At 32.2% G+C, this 25,263-nt stretch carries 19 protein-coding genes and 1 tRNA gene; 18 read left to right on the forward strand and 2 right to left on the reverse strand.

Annotation, left to right across the window (positions count from 1 at the left end; translation table 11 throughout):
* Positions 1 to 54 precede the first annotated feature (54 nt).
* A complete protein-coding gene (miaB, locus tag FG167_RS08725; RefSeq protein ID WP_203461014.1) occupies positions 55 to 1,503 on the reverse strand; it encodes a tRNA (N6-isopentenyl adenosine(37)-C2)-methylthiotransferase MiaB in 1,449 nt (482 codons plus the stop codon).
* A 580-nt stretch (positions 1,504 to 2,083) separates the two neighbouring features.
* Here miaB and topA point away from each other — a divergent pair.
* The 7 genes from topA to FG167_RS08760 all read left to right on the forward strand — a co-directional run bounded on the left by topA (position 2,084) and on the right by FG167_RS08760 (position 11,816).
* Positions 2,084 to 4,624, forward strand: a complete 2,541-nt coding sequence (topA, locus tag FG167_RS08730; RefSeq protein ID WP_203461015.1) for a type I DNA topoisomerase — start codon at positions 2,084 to 2,086, stop codon at positions 4,622 to 4,624.
* Between the two features lie 8 nt (positions 4,625 to 4,632).
* Complete coding sequence (locus tag FG167_RS08735; protein ID WP_203457940.1) at positions 4,633 to 5,799, forward strand: formimidoylglutamase; 1,167 nt, start codon at positions 4,633 to 4,635, stop codon at positions 5,797 to 5,799.
* A gap of 164 nt (positions 5,800 to 5,963) precedes the next feature.
* Complete coding sequence (gene gldK, locus FG167_RS08740) at positions 5,964 to 7,328, forward strand: gliding motility lipoprotein GldK (protein WP_203457941.1); 1,365 nt, start codon at positions 5,964 to 5,966, stop codon at positions 7,326 to 7,328.
* Positions 7,329 to 7,401: 73 nt separating this feature from the next.
* On the forward strand, positions 7,402 to 8,037 hold the full coding sequence (gene gldL / locus FG167_RS08745) for a gliding motility protein GldL (RefSeq protein ID WP_203457942.1): 636 nt from the start codon (positions 7,402 to 7,404) through the stop codon (positions 8,035 to 8,037).
* A 47-nt stretch (positions 8,038 to 8,084) separates the two neighbouring features.
* Positions 8,085 to 9,650, forward strand: coding sequence for a gliding motility protein GldM (gene gldM, locus FG167_RS08750; protein ID WP_203457943.1), 1,566 nt, complete (start codon positions 8,085 to 8,087; stop codon positions 9,648 to 9,650).
* Between the two features lie 41 nt (positions 9,651 to 9,691).
* Positions 9,692 to 10,591, forward strand: a complete 900-nt coding sequence (gldN, locus tag FG167_RS08755; protein ID WP_203457944.1) for a gliding motility protein GldN — start codon at positions 9,692 to 9,694, stop codon at positions 10,589 to 10,591.
* Positions 10,592 to 10,778: 187 nt separating this feature from the next.
* Complete coding sequence (locus FG167_RS08760) at positions 10,779 to 11,816, forward strand: FAD-binding oxidoreductase (protein ID WP_203457945.1); 1,038 nt, start codon at positions 10,779 to 10,781, stop codon at positions 11,814 to 11,816.
* Positions 11,817 to 11,981: 165 nt separating this feature from the next.
* Here the strand turns inward: FG167_RS08760 and FG167_RS08765 are convergent, their stop codons facing one another.
* On the reverse strand, positions 11,982 to 12,368 hold the full coding sequence (locus FG167_RS08765; protein ID WP_203457946.1) for a DUF983 domain-containing protein: 387 nt from the start codon (positions 12,366 to 12,368) through the stop codon (positions 11,982 to 11,984).
* A 97-nt stretch (positions 12,369 to 12,465) separates the two neighbouring features.
* On the opposite strand from FG167_RS08765, the gene FG167_RS08770 reads away from it, so the two are divergent.
* From FG167_RS08770 to FG167_RS08820, 11 genes are all read left to right on the forward strand, one after another.
* Complete coding sequence (locus FG167_RS08770; protein WP_203457947.1) at positions 12,466 to 14,373, forward strand: ABC-F family ATP-binding cassette domain-containing protein; 1,908 nt, start codon at positions 12,466 to 12,468, stop codon at positions 14,371 to 14,373.
* A gap of 76 nt (positions 14,374 to 14,449) precedes the next feature.
* Positions 14,450 to 15,583, forward strand: a complete 1,134-nt coding sequence (locus tag FG167_RS08775) for an efflux RND transporter periplasmic adaptor subunit (RefSeq protein WP_203457948.1) — start codon at positions 14,450 to 14,452, stop codon at positions 15,581 to 15,583.
* Positions 15,584 to 15,585: 2 nt separating this feature from the next.
* Complete coding sequence (locus tag FG167_RS08780; RefSeq protein ID WP_203457949.1) at positions 15,586 to 18,783, forward strand: efflux RND transporter permease subunit; 3,198 nt, start codon at positions 15,586 to 15,588, stop codon at positions 18,781 to 18,783.
* Positions 18,773 to 20,089: a TolC family protein gene (locus FG167_RS08785; RefSeq protein WP_203457950.1), complete on the forward strand. Its 1,317-nt coding sequence runs from the start codon at positions 18,773 to 18,775 to the stop codon at positions 20,087 to 20,089. The genes FG167_RS08780 and FG167_RS08785 overlap by 11 nt, the downstream gene beginning before the upstream one ends.
* A gap of 100 nt (positions 20,090 to 20,189) precedes the next feature.
* Positions 20,190 to 21,011, forward strand: a complete 822-nt coding sequence (locus FG167_RS08790) for a Two component regulator three Y domain protein (protein ID WP_203457951.1) — start codon at positions 20,190 to 20,192, stop codon at positions 21,009 to 21,011.
* Positions 21,012 to 21,067: 56 nt separating this feature from the next.
* Entirely contained in the window at positions 21,068 to 21,250 is a 183-nt protein-coding gene (locus tag FG167_RS08795; protein ID WP_203457952.1) for a CPXCG motif-containing cysteine-rich protein, read from the forward strand.
* A gap of 117 nt (positions 21,251 to 21,367) precedes the next feature.
* Positions 21,368 to 21,440, forward strand: a tRNA-Met gene (locus FG167_RS08800).
* 111 nt (positions 21,441 to 21,551) lie between these two features.
* Positions 21,552 to 22,823 (forward strand): tyrosine-type recombinase/integrase, encoded by a 1,272-nt coding sequence (locus FG167_RS08805; RefSeq protein WP_239004359.1) that lies wholly within the window; start codon positions 21,552 to 21,554, stop codon positions 22,821 to 22,823.
* A gap of 1 nt (position 22,824) precedes the next feature.
* Positions 22,825 to 23,784 carry a hypothetical protein gene (locus tag FG167_RS08810; RefSeq protein ID WP_203457954.1) on the forward strand — a complete coding sequence of 320 codons (960 nt, stop codon included), beginning with the start codon at positions 22,825 to 22,827 and terminating at the stop codon, positions 23,782 to 23,784.
* A gap of 198 nt (positions 23,785 to 23,982) precedes the next feature.
* Positions 23,983 to 24,231 carry a CopG family transcriptional regulator gene (locus FG167_RS08815; RefSeq protein WP_203457955.1) on the forward strand — a complete coding sequence of 83 codons (249 nt, stop codon included), beginning with the start codon at positions 23,983 to 23,985 and terminating at the stop codon, positions 24,229 to 24,231.
* Positions 24,228 to 25,262: an AAA family ATPase gene (locus FG167_RS08820; protein ID WP_203457956.1), complete on the forward strand. Its 1,035-nt coding sequence runs from the start codon at positions 24,228 to 24,230 to the stop codon at positions 25,260 to 25,262. The genes FG167_RS08815 and FG167_RS08820 overlap by 4 nt, the downstream gene beginning before the upstream one ends.
* Position 25,263: the final 1 nt, after the last annotated feature.

A 25,263-nucleotide genomic window follows, 5' to 3' on the forward strand; every position in this document is an offset into this window, starting at 1 on the left:
TTTTAGTTTAACTTCTTTTAATTTTTAATAGATTCCTGCCTGTGCAGGAATTTGTTAATTATTTTCAGAATAACCAACAGGTTCACCAATTAAAGTGGTTTTTGTAGCACGTATAATTTTCACGTTTACAAACTCGCCAACTTTATACTTGTCTTTTGGGAACACACAAAGTAAATTCTGATCGTTTCGTCCAGACCAATCTTGGTCTCCCTTTCTAGCTTCTTTCTCGATTAAAACTTCCACGGTTTTTCCGATAAAGGATTTTGTCTTATCGAAACTATGTTCTAATTGTAAATCGATAACTTCCTGTAAACGTCTTTTCTTAACTTCTAAAGGAATATCATCTTCCAATTTACGTTCGGCCATAGTTCCCGGTCTTTCCGAATACGCAAACATATAACCAAAGGCATATCTTACTTCTTTCATTAAGCTTAAGGTGTCTTGATGGTCTTCTTCAGTTTCTGTTGGGAAACCTGTAATCATATCTTGACTAATGGTACATTCTGGAAGGATTTGTTTGATATTGTTTATCAAATCAATATACTCTTCACGAGTATGTTGTCTGTTCATTTCCTTTAAAATACGGTTGCTTCCACTCTGTACCGGTAAATGTATATAGTTGCAAATGTTATTGTATTTCGCCATGGTTTCTACAACATCTAGCGTCATGTCTTGCGGATTAGAAGTAGAAAAACGAATTCGCATTTTTGGTTGTGCTTGTGCACATAATTCTAAAAGCTTTGAGAAGTTTACAGCAGTTGCTTTTTGCATATCTGTAGCTTTAACAAAATCCTTTTTTAAACCACCACCATACCAAAGGTAACTATCTACGTTTTGTCCGAGTAAAGTGATTTCCTTGTAGCCTCTGCTCCATAAATCGTTAATTTCTTCAATAATACTTTGGTGATCTCTACTACGTTCTCTTCCTCTAGTAAAAGGAACCACACAGAAGGTACACATATTATCACAACCACGTGTTATAGAAACAAAAGCTGTAACACCATTTGTGTTTAAACGTACCGGTGAAATATCACCGTAGGTTTCTTCTTTAGATAAGATAACGTTTATAGCGTCTCTACCATCTTCTACTTCTGCAAGAAGGTTAGGAATGTCTTTGTATGCATCCGGACCAACAACAAGGTCTACAATTTTTTCTTCTTCTAGAAACTTGCTTTTTAAACGTTCTGCCATACAACCTAAAACACCAACTTTCATATTTGGGTTGGTATCGCGTTTTATGGCGTTGTATTTTTCTAAGCGTTTTCTAACGGTTTGTTCTGCTTTATCTCGAATAGAACAGGTATTCACCAAAACCAAATCGGCATCCTCTAGGTTTTGTGTGGTATTATATCCTTGGTCAGAAAGTATGGAAGCTACAATTTCACTGTCGCTAAAATTCATAGCGCAGCCGTAACTTTCAATAAAAAGCTTTTTTTTGTTCCCTTCTTTATTTTCTATAACAAGATTTTCACCTTGTTTGTTTTCGTCTATTGTCTTTTCCATCTTTAGTGTTCCGTTAAAACGGAATATCGCATTTTCCGTTAAAACGGAAGTCTGTTAATTCAAATTAATCTTTGTCAATAAGAATGCAAAGGTACAAATATTTTAAGTAAAGTGACAAAGTGACAGTGTGTAAATTTCTTAAAATTGCTGTTAATAATTGTTCGTTTTTGACGGGCTAGCCAAAATACAAATAAGATATTTCAGTAATTTGAAAGAAAAGGGTAAAACCTAGTCTTGCTTCAAGAAATATAAAAAAATAGTGAATTACTTTTCAATTGGTAATAGTAAGTTCTCCTTTTGTATATATAAATAGGTGTGATTCTCTGTTTTATTGGAGTTCTAAAAGCCACATTTTTCGCATATATTTCTGTGTACTATATAATAAGGAGTCTGTTGGTTTCGATTATCAAGAAGAAAATAAGCAAATAAAAAATATTTAAAATAGCGTATATATTGTGAAAAACCCTGTTAATTCGGGCTTTTTTAGAGTCTATTTTTAAGGAATTAACGTCTCGGGAAAGAATAAATTAGGAACGTGAATTTTTTTTCACATACCTTTGCACTCTGAAAAAATAGAAATATGGCGAAGAATTTAGTTATAGTAGAGTCACCTGCGAAAGCAAAAACTATTGAAAAATTTCTTGGAAAGGATTTTAAAGTAGAGTCTAGTTTTGGACATATTGCAGATTTACCTTCTAAGGAATTAGGGGTAGATGTAGAAGGTGATTTTGAACCTAAATATGAAGTATCTAAAGATAAAAAAGCAGTTGTAAAAAAACTGAAGGATTTAGCTAAAAAAGCAGACATGGTTTGGCTAGCTAGTGATGAAGATAGAGAAGGAGAAGCAATTGCATGGCATTTAGCAGAAACGCTAAAGCTAGATAAAGAGAAGACGAAACGTATTGTTTTTCATGAGATTACTAAAACGGCTATTAAAAAGGCAATTGAAAATCCTAGAGATATCGATTACCATTTAGTAGATGCGCAACAAGCACGTAGAGTTTTAGATAGAATTGTAGGTTATGAACTTTCTCCTGTGTTATGGCGAAAAGTAAAAGGAGGTCTTTCTGCAGGACGTGTACAATCGGTTTCTGTGCGTCTAATTGTTGAAAAAGAAAGAGAGATTACCAATTTTACAGCAGAAGCATCGTATAGAATTGATGCAGAATTTTCTAATGAAGCTGGACAGTCTTTCAAAGCGAAGCTTCCTAAGAATTTTGCAACAAAAAAAGAAGCCTATGCGTTTCTAGAAAGTAATGCGAATGCCAATTTTAAAGTTGCCGATCTTCAGAAAAAACCAGCAAAAAAATCACCAGCAGCACCTTTTACAACTTCGACTTTACAACAAGAAGCAGCAAGAAAATTATATTTTTCAGTAAGTAAAACCATGAATATGGCGCAACGTCTATATGAAGCCGGTTTGATTACGTATATGAGAACAGATAGTGTAAACTTATCTGACGAAGCAAAAAATGGCGCACAAGCAGAAATTGAATCTGCTTATGGTGAAAAATATAGCAAACCAAGAAATTATAAAGGAAAGTCTAAAGGTGCTCAAGAAGCGCATGAGGCGATTCGTCCTACTAATTTTGCAACGCACTCTGTGGATATAGACAGAGATCAAGCAAGATTATACGATTTAATTTGGAAACGTGCTATTGCATCACAAATGAGTGAAGCGCAATTAGAACGTACCAATGTTAGAATAGAATCGTCCACAAATAAAGAAATCTTTACAGCAAATGGAGAGGTTATTAAATTTGAAGGATTTTTAAAAGTATACTTAGAAGGTACAGATGATGAAGATGTAGAGCAAGACGGGATGCTTCCAGCAATGAAAGTAAACGAGACGCTTTTAAATAATTACATTACCGCAACAGAACGTTACACAAGACCACCAGCAAGATATACAGAAGCTTCTTTAGTGAAGAAGTTAGAAGAACTTGGTATTGGTAGACCGTCTACCTATGCACCAACTATTTCTACTATTCAAAATAGAAATTATGTAGAGAAAGGAACTGTAGATGGTGTAGAACGCGATTATACACAACTTACCTTAAGTAGTGGGAAAGTGAAAGATGTAATACTTACAGAAAAAGTAGGATCGGATAAAGGAAAATTAGTACCAACAGATATTGGTATGATTGTAACCGATTTTTTAGTAAATCATTTTGAAAGTATTTTAGATTATAATTTTACAGCGAAAGTTGAAAATCAATTTGATGATATAGCAGAAGGAAAGAAGGATTGGAAAAAGATGATGAAATCTTTCTACAAAACATTCCATCCTAAAGTAGAAGACGTACAAGAAAATGCCGAAAGAGAATCTGGAGAACGTATTTTAGGAAAAGATCCAAAGACAGGAAAACGTGTTAGTGTACGTTTAGGTAAATTTGGACCAATGGTGCAATTGGGAGAACCAGACGATGAAGAAACACCAACCTATGCTAGTTTAAGTCCGGATCAGCAATTAGGAACTATTTCTTTTGAGGAAGCGATGGACTTGTTTCAGCTTCCTAAAAATTTAGGAACTTACGAAGGAGAAGAAGTGCAAGTAAATAATGGACGTTTTGGTCCTTATGTGAAGTTTGGAACAGCCTATGTTTCGCTACCAAAAGGAACCGATCCATTAACGGTAGAGTTAGACGATGCTATTGTTTTAATTAAAGAAAAACAAAAAGCAGACGCACCAATTTATCATTATCAAGATTTACCAGTACAAAAAGGAAAAGGTCGTTTTGGTCCATTTATAAAATGGAACGATATGTTTATTAACGTAAACAAAAAGTACGACTGGGATGATTTATCCGATGCGGATATTGTAGAATTAATTGAAACAAAAATCCAAAAAGAAATCGATAAGGTTATTCATAATTGGGAAGATGAAGGCATTCGTGTGGAAAAAGCACGTTGGGGAAGATTCAATATATTACAAGGTAAAGTGAAAATTGAATTGCCTAAAACAACAGATGCTCCAGCTTTAACTTTAGAAGAAGTAAAAGGAATCATCGAACAAAATGCGCCTAAGAAGAAAGCGAAGAAAAAAGCTCCAGCAAAGAAAAAAGCTCCAGCAAAGAAAAAGGCACCTGCAAAGAAAAAAACAACAGCAAAAAAGAAATAATATAATACATGAATTTTGATTTTCTTTCACCAGTTTCCGATTTAGTTTTAGCGCATAACGAGTTGTTACCCGTGCAGGCTTTAGGTAGAAAATTGAAAATACATTCTAAGCAACAAGGTGTTCCAGATTTAGATGGCGTCCAGCTTGCTATATTAGGAGTTCTTGAAACCAGAAATGATGTTAATCATATAGGAGAAGATTTCAGCTTAAACGAAATACGAAAATCCTTTTATGCTCTTTTTCCTGGAAGTTGGAATACAACTATTGCCGATTTAGGCGATATTAATAAAGGAGAATCTGTAGAAGATACTTATTTTGCTTTAAAGACTACAATTACCATTTTAGTTCAAAAAGGTATTATTCCAATAATTATTGGAGGAAGTCAAGATTTAACCTACGCCAATTATCGTGCTTATGACGATATCATACCAATGGTGAATATTGTTAATGTAGATGCTAAGTTTGATTTAGGGGATTCTGCAAAACCAATTAAAAATAACAGTTTTGTTGGGAAAATAATATTAGACCAACCTTTTAATCTGTTTAACTATTCTGCAATCGGGTATCAAACCTATTTCAATTCGCAAGAAGAAATAGATTTAATGGAGCGATTGTATTTTGATGCCTATCGCTTAGGTGAAGTTTCTAATGATATTACTGTTGTAGAACCTATAATGCGAGATGCAAATATTGTAAGTATAGATTTAGGAGCCGTTAAATCATCTGAAGTTAGTTTAAGCCAGAAAATGTCACCAAATGGTTTAGATGGTAAAGAAGTTTGTGCTATTTCGCGTTATGCTGGAATAAGTAATAAGGTAACTTCTTTTGGTCTTTGGGAGTATAAGCCTTCTAAAGATGACGAGATCACATCTATGTTAATCTCTCAGATAATCTGGTACTTTATAGAAGGTGTTAATTATAGAGTTAAAGATGATGATTTTAAAGATGAAAATAATTATCAAAAGTTTATTACACTTATCGAAGATCAAGATTTAGTGTTTTATAAAAGTGTTAAAACGGGTAGATGGTGGATTGAAATACCTTTTTTAAATGAAATGAATAATAAATTAAAAAGACATACGTTATTACCATGCATGCATCAAGATTATGTGGACGCTTGTAACAATATAATACCAGAGAGATGGTACAAAGCATTTCAAAAGAATTGTGTATAAGTAGAATAACGTAATTAAATCCATGTTTTGTCGTTTAAATGTTTTATTTTTACGACGAAGCGTAATTTTTTTTGACAAAAAAGTTGTTTTTTAAAAAATATATAAATATGTTTACGCTCTTAAATTTTGAGCATAGAATAATTAACCTCGAGTTTTCAATAAATATGAAGAATTTTCTTTTATTAACAGTAGTTTTAGCATTCCTTACAAGTTGTGGTTCTGGAGACAGAGGGCAGTTAGTAGGTGTTAAAGGAAAAAAATGGCATCCAGAAAAACCTTACGGAATGGAATTAATTCCTGGAGGAGCATTTATTATGGGTAAATCAGATGATGATTTAGCTGGAATTCAAGATGCGCCAACAAAAACGGTAACAGTAAGATCGTTCTATATGGACGCAACTGAAATCACAAATAGTGAGTATCGTAAATTTGTACAATGGGTTAGAGATTCTACTATTAGAACCAAACTTGCAATATTAGCAGATGAGGTAGGAGCAACTCCTGGAGATGGTGGTATTGGTGATTTTGCGTTTAAAGATGCAGATCCAGAAAACATGAATGCTTATGAGCAGTACATGTATGATAACTACAGTGGAATGGGTGAAACTGGTTACGAGGGAAGAAAATTAAATCACGATGTTGATTTACTTTTTGATACTTCAGAATATCCAGATGAATACTATGTGGAAGTAATGGACACGATGTACTTACCTATTGAAGAGTCTTATAATGGACAACGTACTTGGGATGTTTCTAAATTTAAATTTCAATATACATACATGGATATTGAAAAAGCTGCAAAAGTTAGTAATAAAGGAAAAAGAAGATCTGAATTCTTAATTACAGAAGCTGTAGAGATTTATCCAGATACTACTGCTTGGATTAGAGATTTTGCATATTCATATAACGAACCAATGCACAATGATTATTTCTGGCACGATGCTTATGGAGAATATCCAGTAGTAGGTATTTCTTGGAAACAAGCAAAAGCTTTTTGTGAATGGAGAACTTTATATCACAATGCATATAGAAAAGAAAAGAATCAACATTTTGTTAATGAGTATAGATTACCATCTGAGGCAGAATGGGAATATGCTGCAAGAGGAGGTTTACAAGGAGCAACTTTCCCTTGGGGAGGACCTTATCCTAAAAACGATAGAGGATGTTTCATGGCAAACTTTAAACCTTTAAGAGGTGACTATGCTGCAGATCAAGCTTTATATACAGTAGAAGCGAAATCTTATGAACCAAACGACTATAACTTATATAATATGGCTGGAAACGTTTCAGAATGGGTAAGTGCATCTTACGATCCTGGTTCTTATGAGTATGTTTCTACAATTAACCCTAGTGTTAATGATGTAAACAACCAAAGAAAAGTAGTTAGAGGTGGATCTTGGAAAGATGTTGCTTACTACCTACAAGTAAGTTCAAGAGATTATGAGTATGCGGATTCTGCAAGAAGTTATATTGGCTTTAGAACTGTTCAAGATTACATGGGAACAGATGTAACAGCTAATGCTAGATAAAAATAGAATAACCAAATTAATAATATATTAACCAACTAAAGTAGAGATACTTAATAAAAAAAAACTAAAAATTATGGCACAAAAAGGTAAAATCACAGTAACTAATATGATCTACGGATTAGGAGCAGCAATTGTAATCGTTGGAGCTTTATTTAAAATTCAGCACTGGCCTTATGGTTCTGAAATCCTAACTTTAGGTATGATTGTAGAAGCATTAGTATTTACATATTCAGCTTTTGAAAGACAATCAAGTGATTTAGACTGGTCTTTAGTATATCCTGAATTATCAGGTGGTGCTTCATTAGGTGCTAAGAAAACAAAAGAAGAACCTAAAGATGCTGAAGGTTTACTTTCTAAAAAATTAGATAACTTATTAAAGGATGCTAAAATTGATGGTGAATTAATGGCAAGTTTAGGAGCAAGTATCAAAAATTTTGAAGGTGCTGCTAAAGGAATCTCTCCAACTGTAGATGGAATTCAAGCACAAAAGAAATATAGCGAAGAAATGTCTTTAGCTGCTGCACAAATGGAGTCTTTAAATAGTCTTTATAAAGTACAAATGGAAAGTGCAAGTAGACAAGCTAGTATTAATGAAGAAGCTGTTGAAAATGCAACTAAATTAAAAGAGCAAATGCAATCACTAGCTTCAAACTTATCTTCATTAAATGGAGTATATGGTGGAATGCTTTCTGCAATGAACAAAAACTAATTAGTTTTATTAACTAATATTTATTAACCAATAAAAACTAATTAAACATGGCAGGAGGAAAAGCATCCGCAAGGCAGAAAATGATTAACTTGATGTATTTAGTATTCATCGCAATGATGGCTATGAATATGTCTAAAGAGGTACTTTCAGCATTTGGACTGATGGAAGCGAAATTCGCAGATTCTAACGAAGCAACTACAGACAGAAATGATAAGTTACTTGCTGCATTAGAAATTAAATCTGATGAAAATCCAAAGGAATTTAAAATACCTGCTGCAAGAGCGCAGGAAGTTAAAATTGCTTCAGATAAATTTTACAAGTATGTAGAATCTTTAAAGAGTGATCTAGTAAAAGCAGGTCAGTATAAACTAGATGAACAAGGGAAGTTGCCTTTTGAAGCAATGGACAAAACAGACATCTTAGATGAAGCTTGGTTTACAGGAGATCGTTTAACTAAGAAAGGTCAAGAGGTAATGGATAATATTAATGCTTATAAAAAAGCGATTAATGATATTCTTGCAAAAGATGAAAGTTATAGAGGTAGAGCACAAGCTTTCGCTAAAACGTTCAGTACAGAAGCTGTTCCTAATAAAGATGGAAAAAAGATTGATTGGTTAGCATATAACTATCAAGGTTTTCCAGCAATTGCTTCTTATACGAAATTAACAGCAATGCAAAATGATATTAAAGTTACAGAATCAGATATGTTTAGTCTGTTTTTAGGAAACATTGTTTCTGAAGCTACAACTTTAAATAACTATAAAGCAATTGTATTGGCTGACAAGTCTGCGTTTTTTGCAGGTGAGAAATTCCAAGGAAGAGTGGTTATTGGTAAGTATGCTAATGTTGCACCTACTAAATTAACTGTTCAAGGGAATGAAGTGGATTTATCTAAAGCTATTGATTCAACAGGAGCTGCTACTTTAGATTTCAACGTTGGAAATGTTGGTGAGCACCAAATAGAAGGTAAATTTACTTTTATTGAGAATGGTAAGGAATTAGAAATTCCTATTGTTAACGCAAACTACGTTGTAGTACCAAGACCAAATTCTGCAACTATATCTGCTGATAAAATGAATGTAGTGTATCGTGGTGTAACAAACCCAATGACTATTTCTTTTGCAGGTGTACCAGATAATAAAGTATCTGCTAGTGGAGCAGGTCTAAGTAAAGGTTCTGGAACAGGTAAATACAACATGGTGCCAACTACTGGTAAAGAAGTAACTATTAACGTTACAGCTAAACTAGATGACGGTACTCCAGCTTCAGATAGAAAGACTTTTAGAATTAAAGATATTCCTAAACCTTCAGGTCAAATGGCAGGTAAAACAGGACAATTTAGTTTACCAAGAAACAATGTGGAGATTGGTAAAGTAGAAGCTGTTTTAGAAGATTTCGATTTTGATTTACCTTTAAAAGTAACATCATTCAAATTTAAAGTACCAGGTTCACCTAGTGTAACTTGTCAAGGTAACAGACTTAATTCGCAAGCTAAATCTGCTTTACGTAAAGCAAAACGTGGTTCAGATGTACAAATATTTGATATTAAATCAAGTAGTAATGGACCAAGAATTAAGCCAGCAGCAGCAATTATTATTCAGTTGTCTAACTAACCAACTCAATAGTATTATTAATTAAAATTAATTATTGTAAGATGAATTATAAATCTTTTTTATTAACCATTTTTAGTGTAGCGCTAACAACTACAGGTTTTTCGCAAGCGAATATTTTAAATGCGAAAACACCTCAAGAAATTGGAGTTAGAACCGAAGCACAAAAAGCTGTAGATAATGATAAACCATTAGAATACGGTTATGTAGATGATAGAGACATTATGTACTCTAAAATGACTTGGGAAAAAGTGGTTTTAGACGAGCGTGTAAACTTTCCTTTATACTATCCTATTGATACCAATAACATTGGAAGTAACAGACGTTCTCTATATGATGTTTTAACAAAAGCAATCAAACAAGGTAAAATAGAAAATGTATATGACGATTCTTACTTTACTGCAAAACGTAGCTTAAAAGATTTAAAAGACATAACTTCTAAAGTAGATACTTTAGATATTGGTTATGACCAATTAAATGCAGATGGCTTTGTAGATGCAGAATATATTACTAAAAGAGAAATATCTTCTTACGATGTAAGTGCATATTTAATAAAAGGTCTTTGGTACTTTGACAAACGTCAAGGAGAACTTAAATATAGATTACTAGGTCTTGCTCCAGCAGCAGCCGATGTAAACTTTATTGATAGTGATGACGAAGAGAATAAAGAGCCAAACGCTTTATATTGGATATTTTTTCCAGATGCAAGAGAAGTTTTACATGAAGCAAAATCATTCAATAATAAAAATAGTGCTGTACCATTTTCATTCGATCATATTTTAAATTCTAGACGTTTTAACGGCTATGTGTTTAAAGAAGAAAACGTGTTTGGGGATAGAACAGTAGACGAGTATATTACTGAAAATGCTTTAATGCAACTATTAGAATCTGATAGAATTAAAGATAAAATTAGAAACTTTGAAATGGACATGTGGTCTTACTAAAACTTTCTTAAAATAAAAATAGCGCTCACTAGAAATAGTGGGCGTTTTTTATTTGAACAAATCCGAAACATTTTTTTATAGTATTATTTTATCTCCTTCACTTTTTAAGGGAAAGTGGGTTTTCATTTTTTTAAATGAAAAGATAGAAGGGTTAAGTAATATGTATATTTGTTATTTTTATAAGCGTATGAACGTAGATTACATAATTGTAGGTTGTGGACTTGCAGGAATTCATTTCTGTGAGCAATTAAAAGCCAATAATAAAAGCTTTGTGGTATTTGATAATAAATCACAGCATTCTTCTGTAGTAGCAGGAGGTTTGTATAATCCTGTGGTTCTAAAACGATTTACTTCCGTTTGGAAAAGTAAAGAACAGTTAGAATTGGCACTTCCTATTTATAGTAAATTAGAAAACGATTTAAAAGTAACCCTAGATCATAAAACACCAGTCTATAGAAGGTTCACTTCTGTGCAAGAACAAAACGAATGGTTTACAGCTTCCGACAAGCCTGAGCTTAGCGAATATCTTTCTACACAGATTATTAAAAATAATAACGACGCTATTGATGCTACTTTTGGCTTTGGAAAAGTTTTAGAAACCGGAAGAATTGATACTAAACTATTAATTGAAAGCTATAAAAAACAACTATTAGAAAACAATCAACTACTAGAAGAAGGTTTTCATTATGAAGACTTACTTACAGAAGACACTATTCAATATAAAGATATTACTGCAAAACATATCGTTTTTGCGGAAGGCTTCGGTGTTAAAAAGAATCCGTTTTTTAAAGACCTTCCATTAAAAGAAGTAAAAGGAGAATTACTAACTATTCACGCTCCAGATTTAAAAATGGACTACGTTTTAAAATCGAGTGTTTTTCTAATACCAGTAGGAAACGATTTGTACACTGTTGGGGCAACTTACGATTGGAAAGATAAAACCAACAACATAACAGCAGAAGCTAGAGAAGCCCTCTTAAAAAAGCTTAAAACGTTTTTAAAATGCGATTTTGAAGTCGTAAATCAAGTTGCAGGTATACGACCAACAGTTACCGATAGAAGACCTCTTGTTGGACAACACGAAATACATAAAAACATGTATGTGCTTAATGGTTTGGGAACACGTGGTGTGATGATAGCGCCTTATGTAGCAAAACAACTATTGGATTGTATTGAAAACAATATTGCCTTAGAAAACGACATTGATATTGCAAGGTTTAAATAAGTACTAGTATTTCTAGTAGCATTAACCTTGTTTTGGAATAGGAAACTGCGTTAGCGATTGCAATGGTATCCTTTTTACTGGAATATAGATTTCCTTATTCATTACAGGATATAAAAGTAAAAAGATTTAATGGAAAGCGCGACCCTTGTGGTAACGCCCAAATACTTATTGTTTTTTTACTGCATTCTTATCATAATGAACAAACATATTGATCCATATATTTCTGGATAAACGCATTATTATAGGAGCAAAAACAATTAATGTTCCAACTATAGAAGCAAAAACATAATGAATAGAAGCTTTTAGAAAAACCCCGCTAATTACAGCAGCAGCGACAGCAAAAGCAATACCAACAGCATAACTAACATACATGGCGCCATAAAAAAACGATGGCTCTATCTTGTATTTGATACCACAATGAGAGCATTTCTCGTTCATGCTTAATGTCTTTGATAAGTGATACGGATTGGTATCACAATACATAGATTCTTGATGACACTTTGGGCATGCACCCGTTAAAATACTATATAATTTAGAACCTTTTTTAAACATATTATTTATGTACTTTTGCAAACTGGTTATTAAATGTGTTCAATCAAACAAAATTAGCCAATATTTATTAAATTAAAGTAACAATTGTTACCAAACTATGCTTAACATACACAATCTATCTATATCTTTTCAAGGCGAATATTTATTCGAAGAAATTACATTTAAACTTAATTCTGGCGATCGTGTTGGGTTAATAGGTAAAAATGGAGCAGGGAAATCTACCATGCTTAAAATTTTATCTAAGGAGCTGGAACCAGATTCTGGACAATTAGCTGCAGATAAAGATTTGAAGATTGGCTTTTTAAAACAAGATATAGATTTCGTTTTAGGAAGAACGGTATTGGAAGAGTCTTACCAAGCCTTTACCGAAATTAAAAAAGTAGAAGCACAGTTAGAAGAAATAAACACGCAATTGGTAGAACGTACCGATTATGAAAGTGAAGGATACAATCAAATAATGATTGATCTTAACGATTTACAACATCAATTCGAAATTCTTGGAGGATATAACTACCAAGGAGAAACCGAAAAAATATTACAAGGTCTAGGTTTTAAACGCGAAGATTTTAATAAGCTTACCGATACTTTTTCTGGAGGTTGGAGAATGCGTATTGAATTGGCAAAGCTCCTTCTTCAAAATAATGACTTACTTTTATTAGATGAGCCAACAAACCACTTGGATATAGAATCTATTATTTGGCTAGAAGGTTTCTTGAAAAATTATACAGGTGCAGTGGTTATTGTTTCGCATGATAAAATGTTTTTAGATAATGTAACTAATAGAACCATTGAGGTTTCCTTAGGAAGAATTTACGATTACCCAAAACCATATACACAGTATTTAGTGCTTCGAAATGAAATTAAAGCACAACAATTAGCGTCGCAAAAAAATCAGCAAAAACAGATTGAACAAACGGAAAAGCTAATTGAAAAGTTTAGAGCTAAAGCGAGTAAAGCAACCATGGCACAATCGCTAATAAAAAAGCTGGACAAAATTGATAGAATTGAAGTCGATGAAGATGATAATTCTGTAATGACTTTAAATTTTCCAGTTTCTATAACTCCTGGTAAAGTAGTAGTAGAAGCAGATAAGATTTCTAAGAATTACGGTGAAAACCAAGTCTTATCGGAAGTGAGTTTAATGATTGAACGGGATGTTAAGACGGCATTTGTTGGTCAGAATGGTCAAGGTAAATCGACGCTTGCTAAAATTTTGGTCGGCGATTTAAAACACGACGGAATCTTAAAACTTGGACATAACGTACAGATTGGTTATTTCGCACAAAACCAAGCAGAATATTTAGACGGTAGCAAAACTGTTTTAGATACTATGATTGATGCAGCAAACGAAACCAATAGAAGTAAAGTTCGTGATATTTTAGGTTCGTTTTTATTTCGTGGTGACGAAGCAGAGAAATATGTTAGAGTACTTTCTGGAGGAGAGCGTAACCGTTTAGCACTGGCAAAATTAATGTTGCAACCTTTTAATGTGCTTATTATGGATGAGCCAACCAATCACTTAGATATTAAATCTAAAAACGTTTTAAAAGATGCATTAAAACGTTTTGAAGGCACACTTCTTTTGGTTTCGCATGATCGTGATTTCTTACAAGGATTAACAGATACGGTTTATGAATTTAAAGACGAAAAAGTAAAAAAATATTTAGGAGATATCGATTATTATTTAGAGCAACGTAATGTGGAGAATTTACGTGAAGTAGAAAAACGTACCGTTATAAAATCTGCTCCTAAAGAAAAGAAAACCCAGTCTTACGACGACCAAAAGAAACTAAAATCTTTAAACAACAGGTTGAGTAATACCGAGTCTAAAATAAATCAGTTAGAAAAAGAAATTAAAGAGGCAGATGTAGAACTCGCTGTAAATTACGACGAAGTTTCTTCTAAACCTGGTTTTTTCGATACGTATCAAGCTAACAAAAATAAACTTACCCAACTCATGCAAGAATGGGAAGATATCACATTGAAACTAGAAGATTACGCATAAGTTTTTTTAGGTTTTCTTTAACGTTTCCCCGTTAAACTATAACATAGTTTTGTAGTCTAATTACAAAACTATACCAATGCGTAAAATTATACTATCTATTATAGGTGTGCTACTTATAATTGGCTCCTTTTTATTTGCTAAAAAATTGATAGCAGATAAAAACAAACCAAAGCCAGTTAAAGCTAAAATTGTAAAAACTATTTTTACAGATACGGTACAAAACAGCACCATTCCAATAGTTATTGCAGCAAATGGTAGCCTAGAAGCAAAACGTAGATTAGAAATTTATGCAGAAGTGCAAGGAATTTTCAAACCAGGAAGTAAATTATTTAAACCAGGTCAAGAATACCGAGCAGGACAAACATTAATTAAAATAGATGCTGCAGAATATTACGCAAGTGTACAGTCTTCAAAAAGTAATCTGTACAACTCCATTGCTGCGATCATGCCAGATCTTCGTTTAGATTTTCCAGATATATTTGATAAATGGCAAAACTATCTTACTAGTTTTGATTTGGATAAAACAACACCAAAGTTACCTCAAATGACTTCCGATAAGGAAAACTATTTCATTACAGGAAGAAGTATTGTATCTAATTACTACAACGTAAAAAACTTAGAACAACGTTTGGCTAAGTATTATATCTCTGCACCTTTTTCAGGAATCTTAACCGAAGCGTTAGTAACGGAAGGTACCTTAGTTAGAAGCGGACAAAAACTAGGGGAGTTTATAGATCCTTCGGTGTACGAAATGGAAGTTGCAATTAGTAAAACCTACGCTAATTTGCTAAAAGTAGGAGAAGACGTTGCTTTAAATAATTTAGATAAAACCGAAACCTATTCGGGTAAAGTATCGCGTGTTAACGGAAGTATTGATGCCACCACACAAACCATTACTGCGTATATAGAAGTGAAGCACGAAAATCTAAAAGAAGGCATGTATTTAGAAGCGAATCTAAATGCAAAACAAGAAAGTGACGCTATTGAAATAGATAGAAACTTGCTTTTAGAAAGTCAGCAAATATTTGTAGTTAAAGATAGCCTGTTAGATGTAATAGATGTGAAACCTGTATATTTTTCAGATACAAAAGTAGTCTTAAAAGAAGTGCCTAACGGAACCATTATTCTTAAAAAATCTGTTCCTGGAGCATATACAGGAATGTTAGTGAAAGCTTTTGAAGAAAAAAGTAATACCAAAGACAAGCAGTAAATATGAGAAAACTAATAACGTATTTTATTAAGTATCACGTAGCTGTCAACATCTTTATTTTAGCTTTTATTGGTTTTGGAATTCTAGGAATACTATCCTTAAAATCTTCCTTTTTTCCTTTAGTAGACTCTAAAATAATCAACATTAGTGTTACCTATCCTGGAGCATCACCTCAAGAAATTGAAGAAGGGATTGTACTTCAAATAGAAGATAATCTAAAAGGTTTAAAGGGTGTCGATCGTGTTACATCGGTATCTAGAGAAAACAGTGGAACCATTACGGTAGAAACAGAAAAAGGAGAGAACATTGACTTCATGTTATTAGAAGTTAAAAATGCGGTAGATCGCGTGCCTTCTTTTCCTTCTGGAATGGAACCTTTAATTGTAGCGAAACAAGAGGTAGTAAGAGAAACTATTTCCTTTGCTTTAAGTGGCGATAATATTCCGCTGGCAACTTTAAAACAATTAGGGAGGCAAGTTGAAAATGATTTAAGAGCTATTGAAGGTATTTCGCAAATATCTATTTCTGGTTATCCAGATGAAGAAATTGAAATAGCAGTAAATGAAATTAGTTTGTTAGCATATAATCTAACCTTTACTGAAGTTTCGCAAGCCGTAAGTAGAGCTAATATTTTAACCACTGGAGGAACTATAAAAACGGATGCCGAAGAATACCTTATTCGAGCAAATAATCGTTCGTATTATGGGGATGAGCTTTCTAATATTGTGGTTCGTGCTACCAATGATGGTAAAGTTATTCGTTTAAAAGATGTAGCTATTATTCGTGATCGTTTCTCAGAGACTCCAAATGCGACGTATTACAACCAAAATTTATCCGTAAATATTACGGTAACTAGCACGAATAACGAGGATTTAATATCCTCTGCAGAAAATGTGAAAACGTATATTGAAGGATATAATCAAAAGCATAATAATGTACAATTAAGTATTATTGACGATCGTTCAAAAACACTGGAACAACGTACCGATTTATTAACAGAAAATGCCATTGTAGGAATGCTGTTGGTGTTAATTTTTTTATCCCTATTCTTAAATACACGTTTGGCATTATGGGTAGCATTTGGTTTGCCTATTTCGTTTTTAGGAATGTTTATGTTTGCAGGACAATTTGATGTAACCATTAATGTTTTGTCCCTCTTCGGAATGATTATCGTTATTGGTATTTTGGTAGATGATGGTATTGTTATTGCCGAAAATATCTATCAGCATTACGAAAAAGGAAAGTCACCTATCGACGCTGCTATTGATGGTACTATGGAAGTGATTCCGCCGGTAGTTTCCGCAATTATAACAACCCTTTTAGCATTTTCATTGTTTTTGTTTTTAGATAGTAGAATTGGTGAATTTTTTGGCGAAGTATCCGTCATTGTAATCCTAACTTTAGTTGTTTCCTTGGTCGAAGCATTAATTATTCTTCCTGCGCATTTAGCACATTCAAAAGCTTTAAGACCGCAAGTAGAAGATGAAAATCCTTCAAAAGTGAAACAGTTTTTCTCTAAAATGCGAGTAATAAATAAGGCTGGAGACAACTTTATGAACTTCTTAAGAGATAGAGTCTACGTTCCTGCAATCACTTTCGTTTTAAATTTTAAATTACTCTCTTTAGGTATTTTTGTTGCTTTACTAATTTTAACTTTTGGAGCTATTGGTGGTGGTGTAATTGGTATGACCATGTTTCCTTCGGTTGCAAGTGATAAAGTAACTATAGAATTAGATATGCCAAATGGTACGAATGAAAAAATAACGGATTCTATTATTTCGATGATAGAAGAGAAAGCATTTATCGTTAATCAAGAATTAACCGAAGAATATTTAAAAGGAGAAGATAAGGAGCTTTTTGAAAACACCATTTTAACTATAAATAGTAGTTCTAGTGCAAGATTACAGATTAACATGTTGCCAGGGGAAGAAAGACCCGACGCAATAAAATCTTCACTAGTAGCAAATAGATTACGTGAATTAGTAGGTACTGTTATTGGTACAGAACGTTTAATTTTTGGTTCTGGTGGAAATTTTGGAGGTAGTCCAGTTTCGGTTTCTCTTTTAGGAAATAATATTGAAGAGCTTAAAGCAGCCAAAGTAGAACTAAAAGAAGTATTAGAATCTAATGTATTATTAAAAGATGTAGAAGATAATGATCCTGCAGGAATTAAAGAAATTCGAATAGAACTTAAAGAAAGCGCTTATTTATTAGGTTTAAATTTAAGCACCGTAATGAGTCAAGTACGTTCTGGTTTCTTTGGTACACAGGCACAACGTTTTCAAAGAGGACAAGATGAAATTCGCGTTTGGGTACGTTATGATAGAAGTAATAGAGGATCTATTACTAATCTAGATGACATGCGAATTGTAACTCCAACCGGAGAGCGAGTTACCTTAAAAGATATTGCTTCTTATACTATTGAAAGAGGTGATGTTGCTATTAACCATTTAGAAGGACAACGGGAAATACAAGTTTCTGCAGATTTAAAAGATCCAAGTACCAGTACAACAGATATTTTGGCCGACCTAAAAGGAGTAACTATGGTAGAGTTGCAGTCTAAATATCCAACCATTTCGGCTTCTTATGAAGGACAAAACAGAGAATCAGAAAAACTAAATAGTTCTTTATGGAAAGCGGGAATTCCTATAATATTTTTAATTTATATTGTTATTGCTTTTACATTTAGAAGTTATAGTCAGCCAATATTATTAATTCTATTAGTGCCTTTTAGTCTTACCGCTGTAGCTTGGGGACACTGGATGCTTGGTTTTTCGGTAAATATATTATCTCTTTTAGGTATTATTGCTCTAATTGGTATTATGGTAAATGATGGTCTGGTACTTATTGGTAAATTTAATTCCAATTTGCGCGATGGTTTAAAGTTTGATGAAGCACTTTTAGATGCAGGAAAATCTCGTTTTAGAGCCATTTTCTTAACCTCATTAACTACCGTTGCAGGTTTGGCTCCTTTACTTTTAGAAAAAAGTAGACAAGCACAATTTTTAAAACCTATGGCTATTTCCATATCTTTTGGTATTGCGTATGCAACTATCTTAACCCTATTAGTTTTACCGCTATTTTTATCTTTTAGTAATAGTATTAAGCAAAATGGAAAATGGTTATTTACAGGAAAGACAATAACCAAAGAAGAAGTAGAAAGAGCTATTAAAGAACAAAAGGAAGAAAATGAACATTAAAATAATAACATTATGTTGCTTTATAGGTTTAGGTACTTGCTATGCACAGCAAGAGCTTAGTCCGGAAGATGCTGTAAATTATGTATTAGATAATAACTACGGAATTAAAATAGCAAACAAGAATCTGGAGGTTTCCGAAAATAATACCAGTATTTATAATACGGGATATTTACCAACATTAACAGGTAATGCGGGAGCGACTTATAATTTAGATAATAATGAATCACAATATTCAGATGGTGGACCCGATGCTGTTTTAAACGGTGCAGAAAGTTCTCGTTATAATGCTTCTTTAGATGTCAATTATACCTTGTTTGATGGATTAGGAAGGAAGTATAATTACAAACGATTAAAAGAGCAATACCAATTATCGGAATTGCAAGCACGTGAAACTATAGAAAACACTATTATAGAATTGTTTTCTATTTATTATAATGTGGCGCAACTTTCGGAAAATGCAACTACTTTTCAGCAGACTTTATCTATTTCTAAAGATCGTTTGGTACGCTCGGAATATCAATTTGAATATGGCCAAAATACAAAGCTTGAAGTTTTAAATGCCGAAGTGGATATTAATAACGACAGCATTAATTTAATCAATACCAAGCAGCAATTAAACAATACCAAAAGGGATTTGAACTTTGTAATGGGAAATCAGGTTGCCGACGATTTTACTGTGAAAACAGAAATTAATTTTCTACTAGATATTGATAAAGCCGATTTGTTAGAAAAAGCAAAATCTAGAAACGTAGCGTTATTACAAGCCGATAAGTCTATTCAAATATCTAAATTAGATATTAAAACTGGGAAGTCTTCTTATTTACCAACTTTAGGATTAGTAGGTTCTTACGGATGGAACAAAAGCGATAATAATGCAGCATCGTTTGTTGCGGTATCTACAAATACAGGGCTATCTGCCGGACTGAATCTAAGCTGGAATATATTTGATGGAGGAAGCACTTTAATAAGAGTAAAAAACGCAGAAGTAGCCTTGAAAAATCAAGAGCTTCAAAAAGAGCAAATACTGCTTTCTTTAGAACGTGATTTTAATAATGCTTGGGACGATTACCAAAACAAGCTTACTATTTTTCGAGTACAAGAAAATAATATAATTACTGCTCAAAATAATTTTGATCGTTCGCAAGAGAAATTCAAAATCGGACAAGTAAATTCTATCGAATTTAGACAAGCACAATTAAATCTGTTGAATGCAGAATTAAGTAGAAATCAAGCAAAATACCAAGCCAAACTCTCTGAATTACAGGTGTTACAGCTAAGTGGTGAGCTGTTGAATATTGCATATTAAAAGATTTCGCTTATTCCGACTGTGCATTTCGTCGAATAAATTTGTTTTTTATCTAGTTATCAGTTAGTTTCGTATAGAATTAATTCCAAATCTATTCCTTATGAAGACTTTAAAACTAACCCTATTATGTCTTTTTGTTAGTCTGATGATGCATGCTAACGTTTCGCAAACCGAAAAAGAAGCCTTAGTTGCACTATATACTGCAACACAAGGAGAGCAATGGAATACGACTTGGGATTTAGAGCAACCAGTTGCCACTTGGCATGGGGTTACTGTCAAAAACGATAAAGTGGTAGGTCTTAATTTACACATGAATAATTTACAAGGAAGACTTCCGCAAGAAATTGGGAACCTTATATATCTTCAAAAAATAAACTTAGGTTTTAATAAACTAGAAGGTAATTTGCCAAAAGCATTCTTTAATTTAAAAGAATTGAAATCGGTTAAATTATTTGTAAATGCTTTTGAAGGAAATATACCAACTGAGATTGGTTCGTTAACAAAACTAGAGGTATTAGAGTTATTTAGTAATACGTTTTCTGGCGAAATTCCTTCCTCTATAGGAAACTTAAAAAACTTAAAAACATTGGTTTTAGGAAGTAATTACTTAACTGGTAACATTCCAACACAAATTAGCCAACTAACAAAATTAGAAGTGTTAAGTTTAATCGATAATAAATTAGAAGGTGAAATACCAGCAGAATTAGGTAGCCTTGTAAATCTGAAAGAACTTGTTTTAGCTAGTAATGCATTGACAGGAAATTTACCAACAACACTTAATAATCTTACACAACTAAATACTATTATGGTAAGTGGTAATAACTTGAATAAAGACATGGTTAGTATTATTGATACGCCAGAAGCTATTCCTATGAAATTACATTTTGTTACAGAGACGGCGTTAGCAACAGAAGAAGATTAATACAATAACTGGATATATATTTAATAGGTGAAATTTATTTTGCCTATTTTTATTTTATGGAAGAACACTTTTTTCAATGTCCTTATTGCTGGCAAGACATATCCATGTTGCTAGATAATAGTATCTCTAATCAAACATATATTGAAGATTGCGAGGTCTGTTGTAACCCTATTGAAATAAAAGCACAATTTATTAACGCAGAACTTGCTGGTTTTCAGGCAGAAAATATAGAACAATAAATTTTTTAAAAAAAGGCTTGTAATATCTAAAAAGCGTTGTATATTTGCAGTCCGAAACAATTTGGTCGCCATTATGAAGCGAAAGTTAAAAGCTAAGTAAGTTGTTTTATTTAAAATCGCGGGATAGAGCAGTAGGTAGCTCGTCGGGCTCATAACCCGAAGGTCACTGGTTCGAGTCCAGTTCCCGCTACTAAGCTTTAAGCTACTAAAATCAAAGGATTGTGTTCTCACAATCCTTTTTTTTATGTCTTCATTTTTCTTACTTTTACAAAAAGTACACGAAAACGTACACGATTTTTCAATGAAATTAAATTATACTGAACCTAAAATATATACAGGTGGAGTAGATATTAACTCTTGGACTAAACTTTCTAAAACGCAACAAAAAGAAGCGTTAAAAAAAGATTGGTATGTTTATTACTCCTTTAGAAATCCTAAAACACAGCGATTAGTTAGGCAAACTAATATTAAAGGTGGTGTAAATAGGTATTCTGATAAAAGGAGTCGTTATCATATCCTAAAAACAGTAAAGAAAGGCTTAGAGATAGTTTTGTCTGATGGTTTTAATCCATATCAGGATAATATGTCTTTAGAGGAATATTTAAAAAGTAAATCTTCAAGTTCTACAACAAAGCCTAAAAGTAAGCCTGAAGTTTTAAAATTGCCAGAAATTATTCTATCCATAGAAGATGCTTTTAATTTAGGTTTAACCACAAAAGAAAATATCTTAAATAGTAATTCTTATCCTAAGTTTAGAAGTAGGATCAATAGATTTAATAAATGGTTAAACGAGAACAACTATACTTCAAAATCTTGCATAACAACCGTTACTAAAAAAGTGGTAATACATTATTTGAATTCTGTATTACAAAACTCTAGTCCAAGAAACAGAAACAATGCTAGAACTGATATCGCTTCCTTTTTTCAAGTATTGGTAGATAACGATGTGTTGCAAGAGAATTTTGTAAAGAAGATAAACGTTTTAAAGGCTGTTCCAGAAAGGAATAAAACCTATACACCAAAACAGCAAAAGGATATTTATGCTTATTTAAAAAGTGCTGATCCTATTCTATACTTATTCGTTCAATTTGTATCCTATAATTTTTTAAGACCTATTGAGGTTTGTAGATTAAAAGTTGGCGATTTAGATTTAGTAGATAGAAAGCTTTATGTTCGAGCAAAAAATCAACCTGTTAAAATTAAAATCATACCAGATATTTTAATTAAAGAACTGCCTGATTTAAAAAGTTTGAATAATGATGCTCTTCTATTTACACCTCATAATATTGGAGATAATTGGGATGCAAATGAATCTAATAGAAGAGATTACTTCACAAAACGATTTAAAAAAATTAAAGATCACTTTGGTTTAGGTAAGGATTACGGTTTATATAGTTTTAGACATACTTTTATTACCAAACTATATAAGGAAATGGCTAAAACAGCCACGCCTTTTGAGGTGAAAAGCAAATTACAATTAATTACAGGCCATGCAACTATGAAGGCATTAGAGCAATACCTTCGAGATATAGACGCTGTCTTACCTGAAGACTATTCAAAACTTTTAAAATAATATGGAATACGAATATTTTGGGATTACTGATGAGAAGAAGTTTCTTGAATTAAATGATAAAGAACGTTTAGATTATTTTATTAATAATAATATATTTAAACAAAGCTACGCTCTCAATTTTAATGGGATTCCTGAGCCTAGTCAAACGGGCAAAATATCCCTAAATATGGAGTTGTCACAAGATCATCTAGAATATTCTTTTGTAAAAGAAATTGGTGCTGAAATTTATCATTTTTTACTTAAATCATATAAACTTTATTTAGGAGCGAATGTTGTTTTTTTTCAAAGAGATTTCGAATCAGAGATTTACGGCTTGAATAATGATGACAAAAGAAAAAAAGGTCTCTATTATTTTAACGAGTTCTATAAGAAATTTGGAAATAATTTAAATTCGAAAATGCATTTTAACTCTAAAGGAAAAAGAGAATTAGAGGCTAGATTTGCAACACTAAAAAGAGAACAGAAAGCACTTGAAAGTTTATTACTAAATGATTTTGACTTAGTTTGTAATTTTTTATTAGGTGTACAAGGATATTTTAATAAAGAATTATACGAAAATAATGAGCTTATAAAGCAGTTGTTTTATTTTGAAAATAATTTACAAATACTTTTATATTTAAATAATACTTTCAAGTATGAAGAGAATGAATGGTTTTCAGAAAATTCAATTAGCCAGAAGATTTATAAAGATAATGAACAAGGTTTTGCCTCGAAAAAGGTAGTTGAGTTTATAGAGTTTGTATTTTCTAATCCTTTAAACAGAAAACGAAATTTTGGTTTAGCAGTTTTTCATAGTATGAAAGAGTTGGAGTTAATTAATTGTTCAGCCAAACAATTTAAAGAGCTTTGTAATACCAACTTTAAATGTGAATTTAAAAATTTACAACTAGGAAACCCTTCAAATAGTCATCTAAAAAAGGTCGAAAATTTCAAAAAACAATGGGGTGAATTTGAAAATTAGCGTACCTATTTTTACAATTCTCCAATTTCCACAATAATTCTCCAGATTTCTCCAAAAATTCTCCATTTTTCTCTCTTTTTATTACTTCCATTGTTTCACAAATTGCACTTAGTTAAATCTTATTAGCTAGGTGCTATTTTTTTTTACACCAATTAATAAGCATTTGATATAAAATAATGTTCAATTAAATATGTAAAAATGAAAACAACAATTAACCTTAGGATTGATTCTGAGATTAAGAATCAATTAGAATTTTTATCTCAAAAAAGAGGAGTTACTACTTCTAATTTACTAAGAGAAATCATTAATGAATTTTTAAAGTTTAATTTTCCTATAGAAGATTATGAAGATGATGATGACGATAGTGTATTAATAGATGTTATAACTATGGATTTATCTGATCTTAGTTTTATAAATGGAAATGTTAAAAATAACATTTCTAAATGATTAAATCTAATCTATTAAAAATTACAAAAGACCTTGAGAACAATGAAAATCAGCTTCAAAATAATGAAGCTGTTCAAGGTTGTTTAATGGTAAAAACAGCTAATAAATGGATTGATGAGGCAAAACATCGCCCCATTCCTAATATGCTGTTTGGAGAGTTCTGGTATGAAAATGAATTAGCAATATTATTTGCTGATACAAATATTGGAAAGTCAATATTGGCAGTTCAAATTGCCGATAGTTTAAGTAGAGGTGAAGGTATACATGGCTTTAAGTTAGAATGTAAGCCTAAAAAGGTGTTGTATTTAGATTTTGAATTATCGGATAAGCAATTCGAGAATCGTTGCTCTGAGGATTATAAGAACCATTATGTTTTTCATGAAAATTTTTTAAGAGCAGAATTAAATGATGTTTTAGAATTACCTAAAAATCATAATTCTATTGAAGATTATTTGTGCGAATCTTTAGAAGAGGCAATAACTAGAAACAATGCCAGTGTTTTAATTATTGACAACCTTACGTATCTAAATAACGATAACGAAAAAGCCAAGTATGCTCTTCATTTAATGAAGTTACTTAAAAAGCTTACGAAGTCTAAATCTGTTTCTATTCTTGTTTTATCACATACTCCAAAGCGTGATGCATCTACACCAATTACAAAAAATGATTTAGCAGGAAGTAAAATGTTAATGAATTTTTGTGATAGTTCTTTTGCTATTGGTGCAAGTTCTCTAGATCATTCCTTTAGATATGTAAAACAAATTAAACAACGTAATACAGAGCATTTGTATCACAGTGAAAACGTTGTTTTATGCCAAATAAATAAAGAATGTAATTTTTTGAAATTTCAATTTGTTGATTTTGCAGTAGAGGCAGATCACTTAAAAAGTGCGGGTACAACTACTATTGAAGATAGAGATGCAAAAATGTTTGATTTAATAAATCAAGGTTTATCCAATGTAAAAATTGGTAAAGAGTTAGGTATTAGTGAGTCTACAGTTAGACAAAGAAGATTAAAGCATAATATCTAAT

The organism is Lacinutrix sp. WUR7 (genome assembly GCF_016864015.1).
Lineage (GTDB): Bacteria > Bacteroidota > Bacteroidia > Flavobacteriales > Flavobacteriaceae > Oceanihabitans.